This window comes from Veillonella parvula (assembly GCF_945949885.1).
Lineage (GTDB): Bacteria > Bacillota > Negativicutes > Veillonellales > Veillonellaceae > Veillonella > Veillonella parvula_B.
Map to the genome: position 1 here is coordinate 67447 of NZ_CAMFFZ010000003.1, position 20119 is coordinate 87565.

17 protein-coding genes are annotated in these 20119 nt (G+C 38.5%); 14 read left to right on the top strand and 3 right to left on the bottom strand.

Annotation, left to right across the window (positions count from 1 at the left end; genetic code table 11):
* Positions 1–121 precede the first annotated feature (121 nt).
* From trpD to trpA, 4 genes are read left to right on the top strand one after another with little or no spacing between them, the layout of a single operon-like run.
* Complete coding sequence (gene trpD, locus Q7O55_RS01985; RefSeq protein ID WP_303927908.1) at positions 122–1132, top strand: anthranilate phosphoribosyltransferase; 1011 nt, start codon at positions 122–124, stop codon at positions 1130–1132.
* Positions 1133–1135: 3 nt separating this feature from the next.
* On the top strand, positions 1136–2602 hold the full coding sequence (gene trpCF / locus Q7O55_RS01990; RefSeq protein WP_303927909.1) for a bifunctional indole-3-glycerol-phosphate synthase TrpC/phosphoribosylanthranilate isomerase TrpF: 1467 nt from the start codon (positions 1136–1138) through the stop codon (positions 2600–2602).
* A 42-nt stretch (positions 2603–2644) separates the two neighbouring features.
* Entirely contained in the window at positions 2645–3838 is a 1194-nt protein-coding gene (gene trpB, locus Q7O55_RS01995) for a tryptophan synthase subunit beta (protein WP_303927911.1), read from the top strand.
* Positions 3831–4622 (top strand): tryptophan synthase subunit alpha, encoded by a 792-nt coding sequence (gene trpA / locus Q7O55_RS02000; protein WP_303927912.1) that lies wholly within the window; start codon positions 3831–3833, stop codon positions 4620–4622. The genes trpB and trpA overlap by 8 nt, the downstream gene beginning before the upstream one ends.
* A gap of 141 nt (positions 4623–4763) precedes the next feature.
* Here the strand turns inward: trpA and Q7O55_RS02005 are convergent, their stop codons facing one another.
* A complete protein-coding gene (locus Q7O55_RS02005; protein ID WP_303927914.1) occupies positions 4764–5060 on the bottom strand; it encodes a hypothetical protein in 297 nt (98 codons plus the stop codon).
* A gap of 173 nt (positions 5061–5233) precedes the next feature.
* Here Q7O55_RS02005 and Q7O55_RS02010 point away from each other — a divergent pair, with 173 nt between their 5' ends.
* The 10 genes from Q7O55_RS02010 (at position 5234) to ileS (ending at position 16318) form a co-directional block, all read left to right on the top strand.
* Positions 5234–6121 carry a DUF805 domain-containing protein gene (locus Q7O55_RS02010; protein ID WP_303927916.1) on the top strand — a complete coding sequence of 296 codons (888 nt, stop codon included), beginning with the start codon at positions 5234–5236 and terminating at the stop codon, positions 6119–6121.
* A 3-nt stretch (positions 6122–6124) separates the two neighbouring features.
* On the top strand, positions 6125–6694 hold the full coding sequence (locus tag Q7O55_RS02015; RefSeq protein WP_303927918.1) for a DUF805 domain-containing protein: 570 nt from the start codon (positions 6125–6127) through the stop codon (positions 6692–6694).
* Between the two features lie 218 nt (positions 6695–6912).
* A complete protein-coding gene (locus Q7O55_RS02020; protein ID WP_303927920.1) occupies positions 6913–7548 on the top strand; it encodes a DUF805 domain-containing protein in 636 nt (211 codons plus the stop codon).
* Positions 7549–8012: 464 nt separating this feature from the next.
* Complete coding sequence (locus Q7O55_RS02025) at positions 8013–8207, top strand: helix-turn-helix transcriptional regulator (RefSeq protein WP_012863766.1); 195 nt, start codon at positions 8013–8015, stop codon at positions 8205–8207.
* A 544-nt stretch (positions 8208–8751) separates the two neighbouring features.
* Positions 8752–9369 carry a CPBP family intramembrane glutamic endopeptidase gene (locus Q7O55_RS02030; protein ID WP_012863767.1) on the top strand — a complete coding sequence of 206 codons (618 nt, stop codon included), beginning with the start codon at positions 8752–8754 and terminating at the stop codon, positions 9367–9369.
* A gap of 50 nt (positions 9370–9419) precedes the next feature.
* Positions 9420–9836: a hypothetical protein gene (locus tag Q7O55_RS02035; protein WP_303927922.1), complete on the top strand. Its 417-nt coding sequence runs from the start codon at positions 9420–9422 to the stop codon at positions 9834–9836.
* A complete protein-coding gene (locus Q7O55_RS02040; protein WP_287526319.1) occupies positions 9823–11556 on the top strand; it encodes an ABC transporter ATP-binding protein in 1734 nt (577 codons plus the stop codon). Before Q7O55_RS02035 ends, Q7O55_RS02040 begins: the two co-directional genes overlap by 14 nt.
* Entirely contained in the window at positions 11537–12766 is a 1230-nt protein-coding gene (locus tag Q7O55_RS02045) for a radical SAM protein (RefSeq protein WP_303927924.1), read from the top strand. Before Q7O55_RS02040 ends, Q7O55_RS02045 begins: the two co-directional genes overlap by 20 nt.
* Positions 12767–12778: 12 nt before the next feature.
* Positions 12779–13033, top strand: coding sequence for a hypothetical protein (locus tag Q7O55_RS02050; protein WP_012863771.1), 255 nt, complete (start codon positions 12779–12781; stop codon positions 13031–13033).
* Between the two features lie 450 nt (positions 13034–13483).
* The gene (gene ileS / locus Q7O55_RS02055) at positions 13484–16318 is read left to right on the top strand and encodes an isoleucine--tRNA ligase (RefSeq protein ID WP_303927926.1); all 2835 of its coding nucleotides are present in this window, start codon (positions 13484–13486) and stop codon (positions 16316–16318) included.
* A 172-nt stretch (positions 16319–16490) separates the two neighbouring features.
* Here ileS and Q7O55_RS02060 read toward each other — a convergent pair whose 3' ends face one another.
* Together Q7O55_RS02060 and Q7O55_RS02065 are read right to left on the bottom strand one after the other, a co-directional pair.
* Entirely contained in the window at positions 16491–18863 is a 2373-nt protein-coding gene (locus tag Q7O55_RS02060) for a tetratricopeptide repeat protein (protein ID WP_303927928.1), read from the bottom strand.
* 310 nt (positions 18864–19173) lie between these two features.
* Positions 19174–19956: a basic amino acid ABC transporter substrate-binding protein gene (locus tag Q7O55_RS02065; protein ID WP_303927929.1), complete on the bottom strand. Its 783-nt coding sequence runs from the start codon at positions 19954–19956 to the stop codon at positions 19174–19176.
* Between the last annotated feature and the right edge of the window lie 163 nt (positions 19957–20119).

The following is a 20119-nucleotide window of genomic DNA, read 5'->3' on the forward strand; positions in this document are numbered from 1 at the left end:
CGGTAAGGCAGAAATAAGGTCTTTCGGAACTCCAAGTGGCCACTTGGAGGGCATGACCCAATCGTTTCCGACTAGGTAGATATGGCATCAATTTAATAGATATCCTCAAAAGGAGATATAAATGATTAAAGACGCATTATATGCAGTAACGCACGGTCAGGACTTATCCTACGACCTTGCTAAAGATACAATGAACAAAATTATGAGCGGTGATGTACCCGAGGTTCCTATGGCTGGTTTTTTGTGCGCCCTTGCTGCAAAAGGTCCTACTGTAGATGAGGTTACGGCGTTCGCTGAGGTTATGCGCGAGAAGGCTGGCTCCGTGCTTCATAATGGCACTGTTGTGGAAATCGTAGGTACTGGTGGTGACGAGGCTAATACGTTCAACATTTCCACTACGTCTGGTTTCATCATTTCCGCAGCAGGTATTCCTGTAGCAAAGCATGGTAACCGTAGTGTATCTAGTAAATGTGGCGCTGCAGATTTGATCGAAGCGTTGGGGGCTAAATTAGAGCTTAACGGCGAGCAAAACGAAGCGGTTCTTAATAAAGCAAATATGTGCTTCATGTTTGCTCCTGTGTATCACCAAGCTATGAAATATGCAGGTCCTGTACGTAAGGCTTTGGGCGTGCGCACTGTGTTTAATATTCTTGGACCTTTGGCAAACCCAGCAGGAGCTACTGTGGAGTTGATGGGTGTTTATGATAAATCCTTGGTAGAACCATTGGCTCGCGTATTGGCTAACCTTGGCGTGAAACGCGGTGCTGTGGTACATGGCTTCGACGGCCTTGATGAGATTACAGCTATCAACAAAACGTACGTATGCGAAATTAATAATGGTACTTTCACAAGTTACGAATTCGATCCTAAGGACTATGGTTTCGAATACGCTGATAAAACTGAGCTTGAAGGTGGCGACGCAACAGTAAATGCTGAGATTACACGCCGCGTTCTCGGTGGTGAGCAAGGCGGTAAACGTACCGCAGTTCTTCTCAATGCTGGCATGGCGATTTACCTTGCAAAAGATGGTATTACATTAGCAGAGGGCATTGAAGAGGCGAAACATATGATCGACTCTGGCAAGGCGCTTGCTACAATGGAACAGTTTGTGAAAGCAACTCAAGAGGTGTAACCATTGATTTTAGATAAGATTATAGAGGCGACCAAAATTCGGGTAGCCCAAGAAAAACAGGTGGAATCTCCAGAGTCTGTGAAAGCAGCGGCTTTAGCATTACCATCTGATACAGGATTTTCTTTTGAAGCAGCTCTTCGTCAGCAAGATTTCAATTTCATTTGTGAAGTGAAAAAGGCATCTCCATCAAAAGGCATCATAGCAGAGCACTTCCCGTATTTAGAGATCGCCAAAGAATATGAAGTGGCTGGTGCTGCGGCTATCTCTGTTTTGACGGAGCCTGATTTCTTTAAGGGTGATAAAAAATATTTGCAAGAAATTGCAAGCACCGTAAAAATTCCTGTGCTTCGTAAGGACTTTATCATCGATGAATACCAAATCTACCAAGCAAAGGTATGGGGCGCTAGTGCAATCCTATTAATCTGTGCATGCCTCGATGTGCCTACGCTGACAAAGTTCCGTGAGTTAGCTGATTCTCTTGGCTTATCCTCTTTGGTAGAGGCGCATGATGAACATGAGGTACAAATGGCTATCGATTGCGGTGCCCGCATTATTGGCGTTAACAATCGTAACCTCAAGGACTTCACTGTAGATGTACAAAATAGTGTGCGCTTGCGCAATCTCGTGCAAGACGATGTGATCTTCGTATCTGAAAGCGGGCTAGAAACGCCGGAGGATATCCAAGTATTGCGGGATAACAATATCGGCGTAGCCTTGATGGGGGAAACCTTCATGCGCTCTCCCAATAAAGTGGAGAAATTAGCATATCTTTATGGTCCAACCTACTACACACCAAAGGTTAAGATGTGTGGAATCTCCAAGGTGGAAACAATCCCTGCTGTAGTAGAGGCACAGCCTGATTACATGGGCCTTGTATTTGCACCAAGTAAACGACAAGTCACTGTAGATCAAGCTAAGATTTTAGTAAGTGAGCTACACAAACAATATGCAAATCGATATAACAGAGATGTCATACAATGGAGTAATGATGTAGTACAAGAATTTATTAAAACGGTAGGCGTTTTTGTCAATGAAACACTAGAAAATCTCGTTACGATTGCCACAGAAGTAAATCTTGATGCGGTGCAATTGCACGGTGATGAAGATGAAGCTTTCATCCAATCCTTAAAAGAACGTACTAATGTAGAGGTTTGGAAGGCTGTTCAAATCCGCAGTGCTGCAGATGCAGAAAAATGGATTGATAGCAGTGCTGATATGCTCTTGTTTGATGCATATTACAAAGACGAGCGAGGCGGTACGGGTGAAGTATTCGACTGGTCTTACTTAGATGAGTTTGAACGACCGTTTATGCTCGCTGGTGGTATAGATAGCACCAATGTGGCGCGTGCCATTCGTACGGTTCGACCATACGGCATCGATATCAGTAGCGGCATTGAAACAGAAGGCGTGAAGGACGATGAGAAGATAAAAGCTTTCACCAACATTGTGAGAACAATAGCAATGCCATAGTATGGCGTGCTAGCAGGAATGGTATATAGAAAGGTAAGTTATATGAGTGAACAAAGACATGGCTATTTTGGCTCCTTTGGGGGCCAATTTATGCCAGAAACATTGATGAATGCAGTTATCGAATTGGAAGAGGCGTACAATAAGTACAAAGATGATCCTGATTTCGTACATGAACTTGAGGATTTACATAAAAAATATACAGGTCGCCCATCCCTGTTATACTATGCGGACCGTATGACAAAGGACCTTGGAGGAGCCAAAATTTATTTAAAACGAGAGGACTTAAACCATACTGGTTCTCACAAGTTGAATAATGTAATCGGCCAAATGTTATTGGCAAAACGGATGGGTAAAACACGCGTTATTGCTGAAACTGGGGCAGGTCAACACGGCGTGGCAACGGCTACTATCGCTGCATTGATGGGCATGGAATGCGAAATATACATGGGTGCAGAGGACTGTGAACGTCAAGCACTTAACGTATATCGTATGGAATTGCTAGGTGCAAAGGTGCATCCTGTAACAACAGGGACTAGCACATTGAAAGATGCGGTTTCCGAAGCGTTGCGCGAATGGACAAACCGCATGTCCGATACGCACTATGTATTGGGCTCCGTTATGGGTGCCCATCCATTCCCTATGATCGTTCGTGATTTCCAATCTATTATCAGCCGCGAAGCGCGTGAGCAAATCCTTGAAGCAGAAGGCAAATTACCAACAGCTGTTATGGCTTGCGTAGGTGGCGGCTCCAATGCGATGGGCATGTTCTATCACTTTATTCCAGATGAAGGGGTTCGTCTCATCGGTTGTGAAGCAGCAGGTCGCGGCATCGATACAGAGGAACATGCAGCAACAATCGCAAAAGGTTCTGTTGGTATCTTCCATGGCATGAAATCCTACTTCTGCCAAGATGAAGACGGTCAAATTGCTCCAGTATATTCTATTTCTGCAGGTCTCGATTATCCTGGCATCGGTCCTGAACATGCGTACTTGCACGATAGCGGTCGTGCTGAATATGTGCCTGTTACAGATGACGAAGCAGTAGATGCCTTTGAATATTTATCTCGCTTGGAAGGTATTATTCCTGCGATTGAAAGTGCTCATGCGGTGGCACATGCACGTAAAATTGCTCCTACTATGAGCAAGGACGATATCATTATTATTTGTTTATCTGGTCGTGGTGACAAAGACGTAGCGGCTATGGCGAAATATAGAGGGGTGAATCTTCATGAGTAAAATTAAAGACGCTTTCACAAAGGGCAAGGCATTCATCCCGTTCATTAGTGCTGGTGACCACGGTATTGAAAATACAGAACGTTATATTCGCATTATGGTGAAAGCCGGTGCAGACATGGTGGAAATCGGTATTCCTTTCTCCGATCCCACAGCGGAAGGCCCAGTTATCCAAGAAGCAAGTACACGCGCATTATCTACAGGCGTAAAAATCAATGATATCTTCGATATGGTGCGTCGTCTGCGTACAGGTGATGATGCGGTGACTATACCGCTCGTATTCATGACCTATTTGAATCCTATTTACGTATTTGGTCGTGAAAAATTCTTTACCCTCTGTGAAGAGGTGGGAATCTCTGGTGTTATCGTACCAGACATGCCGTTTGAAGAAAAAGGCGAGCTCGCTAGTGTGGCTCATAAGCATGGTGTTGAAGTTGTATCCTTAATTGCGCCAACATCTGAAAACCGCATCGAAATGATCGCCAAAGACGCAGAAGGCTTTGTATACTGTGTATCCTCACTTGGCGTTACAGGCATGCGCAGTGAAATTAAGACGGATATTAAATCCATTGTTGAAATGATTCGCAAATATACGGATATCCCGGTAGCTGTTGGTTTTGGTATCTCTAAGCCAGAACAAGCGGAAGCTATGGCGCGCGTATCCGACGGTGCTATCGTAGGCTCTGCCATCGTTAAAATCGTGGCAGAACACGGTGAACATGCGGATCAAGCGTTGTTTGATTACGTACAATTCATGAAACAAGCTGTTCTAAAGGCTGGCGCATAACATAATAACTCATATAGCCTTGGGAAAAATTATATAGGTGATAACACAAAAGGACGTTATACAATGGATAACGTCCTTTTCATTGGTTGGTTAATTTAGTTTTGTATTTTTAGGGCTAGTAATATGTATTATGCACAAGGCTTAGTCATTAGAGGATTCAGAACGTTGATGTCGTTCGCTGCGTTTTGCTGTTGCATTTTTATCATGCTTTTCACGTTCAGATATTCTATGCTTTCTGTGCTTTTTCTTTTTATCATTTACTTTGTACCATGGATGATCGCTGCTATCTACTGTGCCATCATCATTTTTTACCATGCGATGGTTTTCACCGATTTTGAAGTGATAATCTTTGGCTTGGGCTACATTGGCACCAATACCAACTGTTAAGAAGGTACCTAAACTGGCCAAGGCTACTGCTTTCATTAATTTAGCTTTCATAATTATCTCCTGCATAATTAATTGTACAAATTTTAGTTGTAAGAAATATATCTGTAGTATAGGTAAATTTTATGAATAAAAAATGAATCAAATAAGTTGATAAATCATAGTATAATAGGAATATCTATATATGTTTATTATCTAATATTATCTAAGATTATAGTAGGAGCTTTATGAAACAGAGAGTATACGAAATCCTCTATCGTGAGCTAGTGGAAAACTATGCAAACAGTAAGGGACGTACCAATACAGCCGATTTTTGGCTCACCATAAGTGCCATATCCTTTGTATATGGCTTAATTATATGTATTACAGGTCTTGCAACCTACATACCGTACGGATTTCTTTATGCTGTCTCTATTGGTGGCGGTGTATTATTTGTATTGTCCATCCTGTTATGCTTGCCGAAGATTATGCTAATGGCAAGACGGTTACGAGACTCTAATAATGATCCAACATTGATGATTTTGCTTTTGGTTCCTATTTTAGGCTGGCTTGCATTATTGTATCTATTCTGTAAGCGCACATCACCTGTATCTAATGGATTAGAGGAAAAACGTTCCGTATCGGGCCTCTTTATTGTGGCTATATTAGTATTAGGCTGCCTAGCTATTAGTACGGGTAGTACAATGATTAATCATAATTTTATAGTAGAGGAGACTGCTTATGGCAATTTAGAACCTAGTTCGTTAACGAAACAAGCAAATCGTCTTTTACAAAGTGAAACGGCTACAACAGAGGGGCGTACTGTGGTAAGTAATTATTATGAAGCCCTCAACAAAAAGGATTATCATGGTGCATATTGTTATTTGAGCGTTCGTGCTATGGAACGATATGGTACCTTTGAACTATGGGAACAAGCCATGACTAAGGAAGAGGTTCCTAAGGTGAAAGCGATACAGCTTGACTATGTTTCTCAAGACCAAGATGATGATATTGTTGTAAACTATATGGGCTTTACCGTTACCTTTGAAGATAATCTAGAGCCTCTATTAGTTCGTTTGCATAATGAAGGCAAAGGCTGGGACATTGTTGCTATTGAAGCCGTGGAGGAGGATTAGGTTATGTCAACCATAAATATATATGATTTGAACTATACTGATGCCTTCAAATTAGGCATTAGAAATTATGCCAATTTTAACGGCCGTGTTAGCCGTAGTGAATATTGGCGATTCGTGGCAGGCGTTACATTGATACAAGGATTACTTGGCATTTTAGCTTTACTTTGTAGTATCTTGGGCTTCCCTAATTATGAAGCGCTTATCGATAATGTTGCTGTAGGGGTATCCCTTTTCTTTATAGTTCCCAATATAGCTATCACAGCGCGGCGTATGCATGATATTGGCCGGAGTGGTTGGACGCAGCTAATCTCATTTATTCCTGTTATAGGATTCTTTATATTTCTCATTTACGAATTGCGTCGTGGCGATCAAAGAGAGAATTCATATGGTGAAAGAACCGGATATACACCTATTACTCCTGAGGTTAGCAAGGCTACAGGACTAGAAGAAACTCCATCCCCTCGCCAAGATTGGGCGATGGGGATTGCTATCTTTATTATCCAATCTATTATTATTGCTGATATCATTAGAGAGATATTATGGTATGGTATTAATGGGAATGGATATATGTAATAAAGATCTGCATTTATTAACAATCTCATTATTTTATTTTATAAAAGTTTAACATCTCCTTTATAGACAATATAACACTTTGTAGTAAAATGAATTTTAGATGAATTCAAAAATATAGATATTAATAAATAAAAAATATCTAAGTTGTTATATGTGTTAAGTACAGCAGGACTTCGTAATCTTTGCTGATTCCTGTTTGTAACTAGAAGGAGTTTATTATGAAATCTTGTCCCTATTGTGGACATGAAGTGTTGAAAACAGATTGTTACTGCCCGGAATGTGGGCATGTTAGTAGGCCACAAATCTCGTTAGATAAATATAATCTAGGCTTGATTGAAAACTTTAAACAATGTTTGGTTTATAAATATGCTGATTTTGATGGTCGTGCAAGTCGTAGTGAATATTGGCATTTCTTGTTAGTCTATCAATTGTTGTTTGTGGCCATTCTGTTTACCTGTGCTTTTTTGAGCTATATTAGCCCACTATCTAGTGTAGTAGGCGTAGGTTTTGGCTTGGTCATTCTTGTTCTTTTGTCCGTGATTATGGTTATTCCTGGTGTAGCCGTTTCAGTACGACGCTTACACGATCAAGGCCGATCAGGGGGCCTCGTATTTATTGGCTTTATCCCGGTGGTAGGGACCATTATCCTGTTGATCCTTATGGCTCTACCTGGTGAAAGCCAATCAAATCGCTTTGGTCCTCCTACAGGTCAAGTGGTTGTAACAAAACAAATGGCCCGTGAATTAGGTCTTATTGATACTACGCCATCTATGGGACTAACTGCAGGACTATTCTGCGCTATCTTTGTACTCTGGTTCTTGGTAGATAAACTACTTATGACTAGTGCGATGTAGGCTATGATGTAGTCAATAATATTGATAATATTAACTCTCTTTATAGTTCTGCTATAAAGAGAGTTTTTGTTTTTGATATACGATAGATATGAAATGCCATTCTTTTATGTCAAATAATTTAAAGAAAACATGAATTTTTAATTTGTGCTTGCAATATAAAAATAAAAGAAGTATAATCGATTTGACAAAAGGTAAAGTATATTTTACAAAAAGTAAAGTAGAGGTTACATAAAGTAAAGCTTACTAAAAGTAACTTTAATTTAACTGTAAGTACAATAGACTTTGCTAGACGTAGTTTTTTTATTTTATTGTAGTAAATGTAAGACGTATTGTATCGAATGTAAGACGTGTTGTACCGATTGTAAGCCGTGTTGTATTGAATGCAAGAGTGTTGAAGTCTGTTTTGGAATAATAGATAGAATTATTTTACAATGACAGACGAGTAAAAGGGAGTAGTGGGAGAAATGGCAAACAAAATTAAGCTTTATAGAACGATGTTGGGCTTATCTCAGCATGAATTAGCGGGAAAAGTAGGTGTTACTAGAGCGACAATTAATAGTATCGAAAATGGAAAAACGATTCCTAGTTTAAAATTAGCAAATGATATAGCCGTAGTTCTCGGTAGAAGCATAAACGATGTATTTTATACATTGAATTAAAAAATGATTAATTTAATAACTGGTAGATAATAAACCTGCATTATTCATGACCACTGAGCAAAGGCTATTTCATAATTTTTAAGTTCATATTTCTTTGTGATTTTTATGATTGCAAGGAATATGCATAGGCCTTGAATGGTGGAATATTGGATGAATGGAGGTTTTATTATGTTATTTGCAAAACTTTTTAATTCTGGCAATTGTGTTTCTATAGGCTTCTATATCTGTGGTAGTTATGGACGAGGTGGATGGTAATTAGTAATCCTCGTTATTGATAAACGTTATTTATTTTAATACAGTAATTTAATATAATGATTTTAATTTCTACTAATTGAATAAATCCACCATTTAAGGCTATATTATTTTGTATTTTAAACAAGTCATATAATAAGTTTTATGTTTTTCAAGGGTGTGGGAGATGCTCTGGAGGTAATGTTAAATTACATCTTTTCAGATTATCTTGCACACTCTTTTTTTATTATTGTTATTAGATATTAGGCTCTTTAATAATGTCAATAATTGGTTGTTGCAAAGGTTTTGAAAAATGGATCGAAGCAAATCATATAAAGAAAAAATCTATATCGATATTGTTGTTTTATCTATATTTCCAGTTTTCTTTACGATTATCTCAGGGATAATCGTAGACCTTCTTATTGGTGATTTACGATATGGGCATCTTTCTTCAGCACTTACAGTTTGGATAAGTATGATTATAGGAATGTTCATTTTTCCTATTATTTATTTGCGTAAGAATGATAATGCTGTGTGTAATCCTGTTGATTTAGGGTTGGAAATTGATTTTCCTCTCGATGTAATTCTTATCACACTTGTGATTATATTTCTTATAGTTGTAAAGACTATGATTTTTAAAGGAGATATTGTTTTTGCTCTTGTGCAGAACATACCAATCGCTTTTTGTGAGGAGTTTTGGTGTAAAGGTGTTATCTTTACACAATTGAAACATATATTCAAAAATAATTATATAGTTATACTTATATCGGCAATAATATTTGCTTTTATAACGCATTTAGGACAGAGTTTTTTAGCGAATCTTGTCGTTAGGTTTCCATTTGGACTTGTTTCTGGATTTATTTATTATAAAACTGGAAAATTAATTTATCCTGTTTTATTGCATTTATTATATAATGCAATGATTGTTTGACTCATCTTTTCAATCATTCATTGTTAATAATTGAAGGAGGCCAGCAATTTATGAAGAAATATACTTTTATATTATTACTCGTCTATATAGTTAGTATATTAGCTATAACGATGTGTGTTGAAAAAATTAATGCATTATCTATTTTAGGTATATTTGCATGTCAACTTATTGTTTCAGTTATTCTCTTAATTCTATCTAAAAATAAAGGTAGAAAAAGTTTAAAAGTGTTAGTGGGAATAAATATAGTTTTCTTTTCAGTATATAATATTTTACAAAACTTTTTTATTTTGACTGGCAGCAGACTTGAAAGCGTTTTACAGAATAGTAATTTTTTAAATAGTAATAATATTTCCGAATCGTTGAACAGTCCGATAGAAAATACTATTACTAGTATTATAATTGTCATAGTTATACACTGGTTTGTTTTTTATAAGCTTAATAGAGATCAGAACAATGAAACGATTTAGTTTACTATTTCAAAGACCTTTACTTGCCATAGGTTCTTTGATTTTGGCTGTTCTTTATTCCATAATGATGCCGATGTTAGCAATATTGATGCAATGGATTACTAATTCATTAGTTGAAAATCAGGGAATTGATTTCTTCCAGATATTTATATGCTTAGGGTTTGCGATAGGTATTTTTATATTATCTACTTTATATGTATTGACAAAAGACAGATTGATTAATTTTATAATAAAAAATGAGAAACAACGCATATTCAATCAATTATTCAGCAAAAATATAAGTGACTTTCGAGAGGATAATACATCTACTTATACTACCATTCTGAATCAAGATATATATATTATAGAGCGAGACTATTTTGAGACACTATACAGTATTATAGGAGCTGTATCTACTGTTATTGTATCACTTGTGATTATGTGGTCCATATATTTTAAAATAGTCTTCATTATGTTAGGTCTTGTGATAATTGGGTTGGCTATTCCTAATTTATTGGGATCTAAGATGGGGAAATATAAGAAAGAATATCTTGGTAGCTTTGGACAGTTTAATGGAGTCATAAAGGATTATTTCAATGCCTTTGAAGTGATAAAGTCGTATCGTGTATTGAAAAATATTATAAGCTCTTTTAATTTTTATAATAATGACCTTGAAAATAAGAGGCTAAGGAGTAAATTATTTGAAGATTTCGTTCTGCTGCTTTCTACTTTTACTGCATTCATTCTAGGACTTACCATGTTTTTGATATGTGCATATTATGTAAGTATAAATGAAATACGTGTAGGAGATATGATTGCGGTCGTACAGCTTTCAAATAGTATTATGAGTCCCATCATGATGATACTACTGTCGTTAGGTCAAGTTGTTTCAGCAAAAAAAATATGGAATCATATCGATCAGATTAAGTTGAGAAAAGATAACGCAACTGATATTGATACAATTGAGAAGCCTATTAATAATCAAATTAATTTTTCTAAAAGTATAGATTTTAAACATATAAGTTTTGCATATCCCGGAAAAGAACGAAATATACTCAATGATATTAATCTTAGTTTCAAAAAAGGTAAAAAATATGCAATTGTAGGCACGTCTGGGAGTGGTAAGACGACATTGTTGAAACTGATTTTACGTTATTATGATAGTTATTTAGGAAGCATAACTTTTGATGAATATGACTATCATCAAATTAATGATGAAGTAGTGTATGACAATATCACTTATATGCAACAACATAGCGTAATGTTTAATGATACTTTGGAATACAACTTGACATTAGGCAATACTGTTTCAGAGGAACTCCTATCTCAATCCATTGATAAAGCAAATTTAAAGGGGATTATAGAACGTTTGGATAAAGGAATTAAAACAATTGTTCAAGAGAATGGAAATAACTTCTCCGGTGGAGAGAAAAAGCGGATTGAAATATGTAGGGCACTTTTAAAACAATCAAATATTATTATAGTTGATGAGTTTTCTTTTGGCCTGGATAATCTTACAGCGAAAACTTTGGAACAGGAACTTGTAAGTCTTGATGCAACTGTTATTAATGTAACGCATTTTTTAGAAAAAGATATTTTGAAACTGTATGATGAAATTATTGTAATAGAAGATGGAACTATTAAAGAGGTCGGCTATTTTGATGATTTGTATAAAAAGGGATTTCTATTCTATAGACTAATTGAAAAAGGAGGGCTAATAAATGAACAGCATGCTTCATGATAGAACATATTTATTTAATATTAAGGGAGTAAATATTATTGGCAATGGAGAAAATGGGGCAATAATAGGATTAGATGATGCCGGTATAGACTTCGTTAATAGAATGAAAGCAGGCTTAATTGAAGAAGATACGCTTAATAATGATGAAAAACAAATTATGGCTGCATTAAATGAGTTTGGTTATTTTAAAAAAGACACTAGTGTCTTGAAAAATGCCTATCTTCATGTGACGGATAGATGTAATTTAAGTTGTGTAGGTTGTTACTCGTATATAGAAGAAAGAAATACACAAAAAGATTTAACTACTGCACAGTTAAAGCATATTGTTGATCAATTAGCAGCTTGTGGGGTTGAGCGGTTAGTTATATCAGGTGGAGAACCTTTTATAAGAAATGATATGGCAGACATTTTGGCACATATTAAAAAACATAATATAAGTGTTGCGGTCATTACTAATGGTACAATGGATTGGAATCGAGTAGAGAAAGCAATCCCCTTCATTGATAGTTTAAGTGTATCTGTAGATGGATATAATAGAGAAACCAGATTTATCAGAAATGAAGGAATAATGGGCAAGGTCTTAGATTTTGTGGAACACTTTAAGAGTCTTGTACATGTTCATTTGATATTTACTTTACATAAAAAGAATATTGAATATATGAGAAATTATATTCGGCTGGCTGAAGGTTTAAAAGTATCCTTTAATTTCAGTATATTTACAGTCGATCCATATGATAAAACTTTCTCAGACTTTATTTTAGATGATAATGATATTTATGAAATTGTAAAAGTAATTAATGAAGGAGACAATGTTTATATAGAAGATAGTGTTATTAATGGAAATAGTGATGGAATAGAGGGTCTATGTTGTAAAGTGGGCTGTGGATTGGGTTGCAAAATGGTTAGTATTGCAGCAAATGGAGAGGTTTATCCATGCCATATGCTTCATAAGGATACTATGAAGATGGGGGATATTAAAACGGATTCTTTGAAAAATATTCTAAAAAATAAGGAATCTATATGGTCTCATATGACAGTAGATAATGTTAAAGGTTGTAGTAGTTGTGACTATAAATATATGTGTGGCGGAGGTTGTCGAGGAAGATCTTACTTATATGATAATGTTATAGACAATAAAGATCCATTCTGTATGTTAACAAAGTTATATTTAGAACAGCGAACTAAAGTTTTTGAAAATTTTACAAAGTAATGAGGTGATAATATGGCTTTTGGTGCAGAAACAATTACAAGATGGCAAAATAAACTTGTTCAATATTTTCATGATAATGGTGCTTGTTCAGAGGATTCAGCATTATCAGAATATGAGGTTTTACAGGCCAGTGCCATTAATAAACGGACCTTACGTATATTGATTCGTGAAGGGGTTATTGTGAAATGTTCCAAAGGGTTATATTTAGATGTAGATAAATGGGATACTTTTAAGCATTCTATAAAGCGATTTTTTCTTATATGTTAGTTGGAATATTTTAAATACTAGAGGTATACGAACAAATAAGTATAATGAGTCTATTAGTATAAATAGAATATATATTTGACAATTACGTTGTTTCCAGCCTATAATTATCTATTATATGAATATTGCGTTGAAAAAGACGGCATGTCTCAGACGGATTTAGTAGAGACCAAACTCATGGGCTGAAAGGTTTGGAAATCTAGAGATGTGCGGATCACTTTGGAGCAAGCAGGAACCCTGCCGGTGAACACCGTTATATGTTTAAGTGGCTTTCACAATATGAGAGATGAGTTGCGTCTTATGTGTTACAAACATGTGCTAGCATGGTGTGACAATCGCAGAAATGCGGTGGCGTTAGCTTTCACAAGTAACGAGAGTCAGTAGGGTGGTACCACGGATATGACGTCCGTCCCTTCGGGGGCGGGCGATTTTTTTATGTAAAAGGAGCACATCATGGATTACGGTAAGACGTTACATTTGCCTGAAACAGAATTTCCAATGCGCGGCAATTTGCCTAAGCGCGAACCAGAAATCTTAAAGTTCTGGGAAGACAACAAAATTTATCAAAAACGTTTGGAATTGCGTAAAGACGCAAAACCTTTCATTTTGCATGATGGCCCTCCATATGCGAACGGTAAATTGCACATAGGTCATGCCCTCAACAAAACGTTGAAGGACATTATCATGAAATACAAGACTATGACTGGTCACTATACGCGTTATATCCCAGGTTGGGATACGCATGGTTTGCCAATCGAGCATGCGGTTATCAAAAACACAGGCCTTAACCGTCATGAAATGGCTCCATTGGACTTGCGCAATAAATGTAAGGAATATGCATTGGAGTGTGTAGAAACACAAAAACAAGACTTCATTCGTTTTGGTGTATTAGGCGAATGGGATCGTCCGTATTTGACATTGCGTCCTGAGTTCGAAGTTAAACAACTTGGTATCTTCGGCGAAATGGCAAAACGCGGACACATCTATAAAGGTCTTAAAACTGTATACTGGTGTACTCACTGCGAAACTGCATTGGCAGAAGCAGAAATCGAATATGCTGAGAAAAAATCCTTCTCCATCTACGTAAAATTCCCTTACGTATCCGAGAAAAAGGTAACATTGCCAGCTGGCGTAGATCAAAAACAAGCATACTCCGTTATTTGGACAACTACTCCTTGGACAATGCCTGCCAATGTAGCAATCTCTGTTAACCCTGACCTTGAATATGGTTGGGTAAAAGTAGGCGACGAATACTACTTGATGGCTACTGAGCTAGTTGATGCGGCGATGAAAGATATCGGTATCGAAGACTATGAAATCGTAAATCGCTTCTCTGGTGCAGATTTAGAATTGGCTGAATTCAAACATCCATTTGTTGAACGTAATGCTACAGTATTGTGTGGTGACCATGTAACACTTGAAGCAGGTACCGGTTGCGTACATACAGCACCTGCACACGGTGAAGATGACTTTAACATCGTTATGCGTTATAACAAGGAAGGCAAAACTGAACTTCCTATCGTATCTCTTGTTAATGAAACTGGTAACTACACAAAACAAGTAGACAACAACCGTTATGGCGATACCGAATTCCCATTGGCTGGTGTAGAAATCCACGATGCAGAGGTGCCTGTAATCAAAATCTTGGCGCACAATAATGCATTGCTTCACAAATCTAGCTTGCGTCACCAATACGCTCACTGCTGGCGTTGTAAAAATCCTGTAATCTACCGTGCTACAGAACAATGGTTCTCCTCTGTAGATGGGTACCGTCAACAAGCTCTTGATGCAATCGACAATCAAGTGCAATGGATTCCTAAATGGGGGCATGACCGTATCTTCAACATGGTTCGCGATCGTGGTGACTGGGTAATTTCCCGTCAACGTATTTGGGGCGTGCCAATTCCTATTTACTATTGTGAAAGCTGCGGCGAGCACATCATCAACGATGATACTATCAAAGCATTACAAGAAAAAGTAGCCGTAGAAGGCTCCGATGCTTGGTGGGCTCACAGTGCAAAAGAATTGTTACCAGAAGGTTTCAAATGTCCTCATTGCGGTCATGATGAGTTCAAAAAAGAAACTGACATCATGGACGTATGGTTTGACTCTGGTTCCTCTTGGGCTGGCGTGCTCGAAGTAAATGGTCTTGATGTACCATGCGCTATGTACCTTGAAGGTTCCGACCAACATCGCGGCTGGTTCAACTCTTCCTTGTTAACTGCAGTGGCAACAACAGGTAAGGCACCTTACAATTCCGTATTGACTCACGGCTTCGTCGTGGACGGCGAAGGTCGCAAGATGTCCAAATCTGTAGGTAATACAGTGGCACCTAGCGACATCATCGACGTATACGGCGCTGATGTTATGCGTTTGTGGGTATCCTCTGCGGATTACCAAGCAGACGTACGTTTGTCCAAAGACATCGTAAAACAATTATCCGAAGTATATCGTAAGATCCGTAATACATTCCGCTTCTTGCTCGGCAACTTGGATGACTTCAATCCAAATACTGATAAAGTGGCTTACGCAGATATGTCCGAATTCGATAAATGGGCATTGTTGCGCTTAGAAGAAGTGCGTCAAAAGGTTACTGATGCGTACGAAAATTATGAATTCCACATGTTATACCATGCAATTCATAACTTCTGCACCGTAGACTTGAGCTCCATCTATCTTGATGTAATGAAAGATACTATGTATGCTGAACGCAAAAACAACGTAGCTCGTCGTTCTGCTCAAACAGCGATGTATGAAATCTTGAAAACATTGGTAGCTATGGTATCTCCAGTGCTTTCCTTTACAGCAGAAGAAGTTTGGAAATACATGCCTAAAGAAGAGGGTATGCGCGAATCCGTTATGCTTCAAGATTGGCCACAAGGTCATCCAGAACACTTCAACCAAGAATTGGCTGACAAATGGAATCAATTGTTAGACTTGCGTACATCCGTACAAAAAGCTTTGGAACTTGCGCGTCAAGACAAAACAATTGGTCACCCATTGGATGCATCCGTTACGGTATACGCTGAAGGCGCTGCATTTGATGCATTGAATGCTCTTGGTGAAGAAGGCTTGGCTAAACTCGTTATCGTATCCGAAGCTCACATTGTGAACGGCGCTGCACCAGCAGAGGCTGTAAAAGACGAAGAAACAGGCGTAGCAACAGTTGTTGTTGCATCTAATCTCGAAAAATGTGAACGCTGCTGGATCCACCGCGATACAGTAGGTCAAAATAGCGAACATCCTACACTTTGTGCACGCTGTGCCAGTGTTGTAAAAACACTATAATAAAAGTGCTGTCATAAGACTACTATAATAGAAACGCTGTAGTAAAAATCTAGAATCAAAATAATCCTATTATTAAGATTATAGGCATTATCAAGAAAAAGACCATCCTCTGAACTTCGCTTTCAAAAATTGTGTCCAATTTTGGGGGAGCAGCTCACTGGGGATGGTCTTTTTATGTTTGTAAATCCTTTGGCACTGTTAATTGTTTCCAATTATCTAGCTCAGGGATTTCCAAGGTATTTATTGTTTTTTGAATCCAATAGTTTAAGGACACTTCGTTTCCCACATATTGTTCAAATAAGTAGGTTTTGCCAGGAGTGTCTTGTTGGTTTCCATCTTCATCGATGGTGTGACGGGCAGATTCTTTCAGATAGAGCTGCACTCTAAATGGGGTCGACTGATTGCCTTTAAAAATAAAATAGGATGGGCCCACAAAGTCATGGGTGCGAATATTAATTTGTTCGTATTTTTTCTCTTTCAACCCTTGCAAGGCAGTCTGAATCATAGCGTTCGCATCGTCGTATTCCTCTAACAAGAATGGCTGTTGATCAACATCGAGCACGTAGTGCCAAGTCGGCTTTTCTTCATTCTTTTCGATAGACCAGTTCTCTTCGAGGCTAGGCAACTGACGATTATGGTAAAGCTCTTTTAATAGGCTTAAGGTATTTTCTTTGTTGAATACGGCCTTATAGACGATTTCCTGTCCTTCTGTTGGATCATAACCGTGCAGTCTTACTTGATAATGATTTCGTAGCATCCGCGTTACATCGAGTTTGAAGATATTGCGCAATACATCTGGAACGGATAGGAAACGATTGTAAAAGCTGAGCTTCATTTCTTCTTGTGAGTCTAAGGCTGTTTCAATGGTTTGCCAGTCGTACAAAGTCGTATCCCACAGGAAGTCGTCCATAGTTACAGATAAACGGGCCGCATCTTGAGGCCAGGCGGCAGGTGCAGGGCGCACCGTAGTAGTGGATTCGGCAACGCCTTCTTTGTATTGCCAGTGACCATCAACCTCTTCAAAGGCCGCTAATCGTTCTTCTGCTTCGTCATCGATGGGAATATCTTTTAGCTCCGGATCCAAATTGGCTTTGTGAGACAAGATATATTGATGAGATTGCTCGTAATAGGATACGGCTTGATCTAAATCTGGTTTGCCTGTTACATAGCCTTTTTCGTAGGCATAGCCCAAGGCAACACGTGTTAAAGCGCGCGTAATGTCGTAGAAAAGAACGCGATTTTCCTCTTCGAAGGCGCGTTGTTCCTCATCTAAGACACGCAATAACGATTGTACACCGAAGCGAATGTTTTTCGTCACCCCTAAACCGTGGATTCGCATATAACCGATATAGGGCAAGGCGAACATAAAACGATCTTTTGTGGCCGCCATATGCGTTAAGTCTGCTATGAGACCCCAGTCGAGAGGCAGGTGGCCTATGTGAAAGATATAGCCAAAGGCCGCCTGCAAGGCGGTGTAGCCCGCATCACTAAACTGTTTCGTTGCAGCGCGGCGGTAGAGACCAATAGCCTTTACAGGATCATAAGGAATCGTACAACGTAAATTTTTGGCATCATAGAAATGATAGTAATAATCCGCTAATTCTGCGATGCTTTCAGATTGACCTAAGGCGGCACCTTTAGTGAACCACGTGAAAGCATCCTCGAATTTACCGTTTTCATGGCAGTCGAGGCCTGTATATAGCATCATGGCAGGGTTGCCAAGCTCGGCCGCAGTCTTGGCGACGCGGCGCGCATTGGAAAAGTCGGCTTCGTCGATATAGATATTGCGCAAGTTTCCTTGGAACATGGCAAGACCGTTGTCGAGAGCCTTATTAAACCATTCTTTCGCCAGGTTAGATGCATTTTTTTGCAATTTTTCGTCTGGCACGGTGCCTTGTAAGGCGGCGATACGATCCTGTACAGAGTTTGCTGTAAGGCTTCTTTGAATGCGTTTAGTCCAGCTCATGGGCGGAGGTGTTAGCATAGCTTCAGCGGAGTCGATGCGATTATCATCGCGCCAGAAAAAGACATTGCCTATAACATATTGGCAATAGGCATCGCCTCGATTTGCATGGTCATAGACAATGCGGAAAGCATCGTCGAAGGAGATTTGCATATCCTTCTCGACGGTAGGTGTGATGGAGCCTTTGATGCGCAAAGCTTGTAATGTGCCGATAGGGCTACAGCGACGAATGCTATCGTGTAAGCATTGATAGGTGCGCATATTATCCTCTGGGAAGTTAGACTCTTCCCAAGTAAAGCGAGGACCTGCATAGACGCGTGCCAAGAGGGCATAGGCGTCACCTAGCTCTCGAGCCTCTGGATCGTTGGCTATTTTGAGAGCATCTTCTTTAGTATCTATATCACTTTCAAGAAGGGTCGTCATATCGTTTCGCAAGGCACGATGATCAGTTTGTACTGTCCCTTGCTGATTATTGACGATGAGTTCTAACTGACGTAAGCCTTCTTGAGCCATTTTTTGATTATAGGATGTAAAAATCATGTGGAAGACCTTTTGCAGGCGTTCCGTAAAGTACTGTGCCATTAGGCCTCCTTTTATACGATAGAATACATATTTATTATATAACGAACGCTAGGTACCGTAAAAGAGGCAATGCTAGTATAACTGTATGTCTTCTATTGTTATCATATTGATATCGTTTAACTGTTCTCACAATTTACTAGCTTATTTCTAATATGCCCGTATGTAATACAATTTAATACGGAAGCTTTAGTATGTGTTGTATTAAAGCGCAAAAAATCCCCTCTGAAGAAGATCTGTTGTCACAAATTTTATGTGATGGTTGAAATCTTTCAGAGGGGTTATTATGTATCCTAGTTCGTAGGAATACATATTATTTTTTGTTGTAATCGCCAAACCATTTGTTGTAGATTTTTTGGTAAGTGCCGTCTTCTTTAAGTTCTTTAAGAGCTTTGTTAACAGCTTCTTGTAAAGCTTTGTTGCCTTTTTTTACGCCAAGCACTGTGCCAGGGGATTGTGTAGGTTCGCCTACGAGTTTAAGGTCTTGGTCAGCACCTTGTTTGAGGTAGTACATAGCTACAGCGTTATCGATGATAGCGCCATCAATTGTACCGGATTTCAATTCCATAAAGATATTAGCGTTGGAATCGATTTGTTTTACTGTTGTGCCAGGGATTTTTTGAGCCATTTCAACAGGGATTGTACCGATTTGAACACCTACAGTTTTGCCAGCTAATTCGTCCATGTTGTGGATTGTAGTGTTGTCTTTACGCACAACTGTGATGAAACCGCCTTGATCAAAGTATACATCGGAGAAGTCCAATACTTTTTCACGTTCAGGCGTAGCGTTGATGCCTGCAGCGATCATATCGATATCGCCAGATTGAACAGCTGGAATCAAAGCGTCGAAGCCCATGGATTTGAATTCCATTTTTAGGCCGATTTTTTTAGAAATTGCTTCGGACAAATCAACGTCGAAACCAACGTATTTGTCGCCTTCAGTGAATTCGAACGGTGGGAATGTAGTTTCAGAACCTACACGCAATACGCCTTCTTGTTGTGTCATTTTAGGTTTGTCGTTGCCACAACCAGCCAATAAACCCATTGCTGCTACCGCTACGAGGGCGATGGCTGTCAATTTTTTGAACTTAAACATAGTATCCTCCTCAAACATCCATATACATGGTTTATACATTTCTGTTTATATTGTACGGAATTTTACACCAATAGGCAATAACATTGTATAATTAAGAGTACATGAGTTTCATATTTAAAAATGGATTTCATTTAACATTGTTTAAATCCATCGATTTGCACAC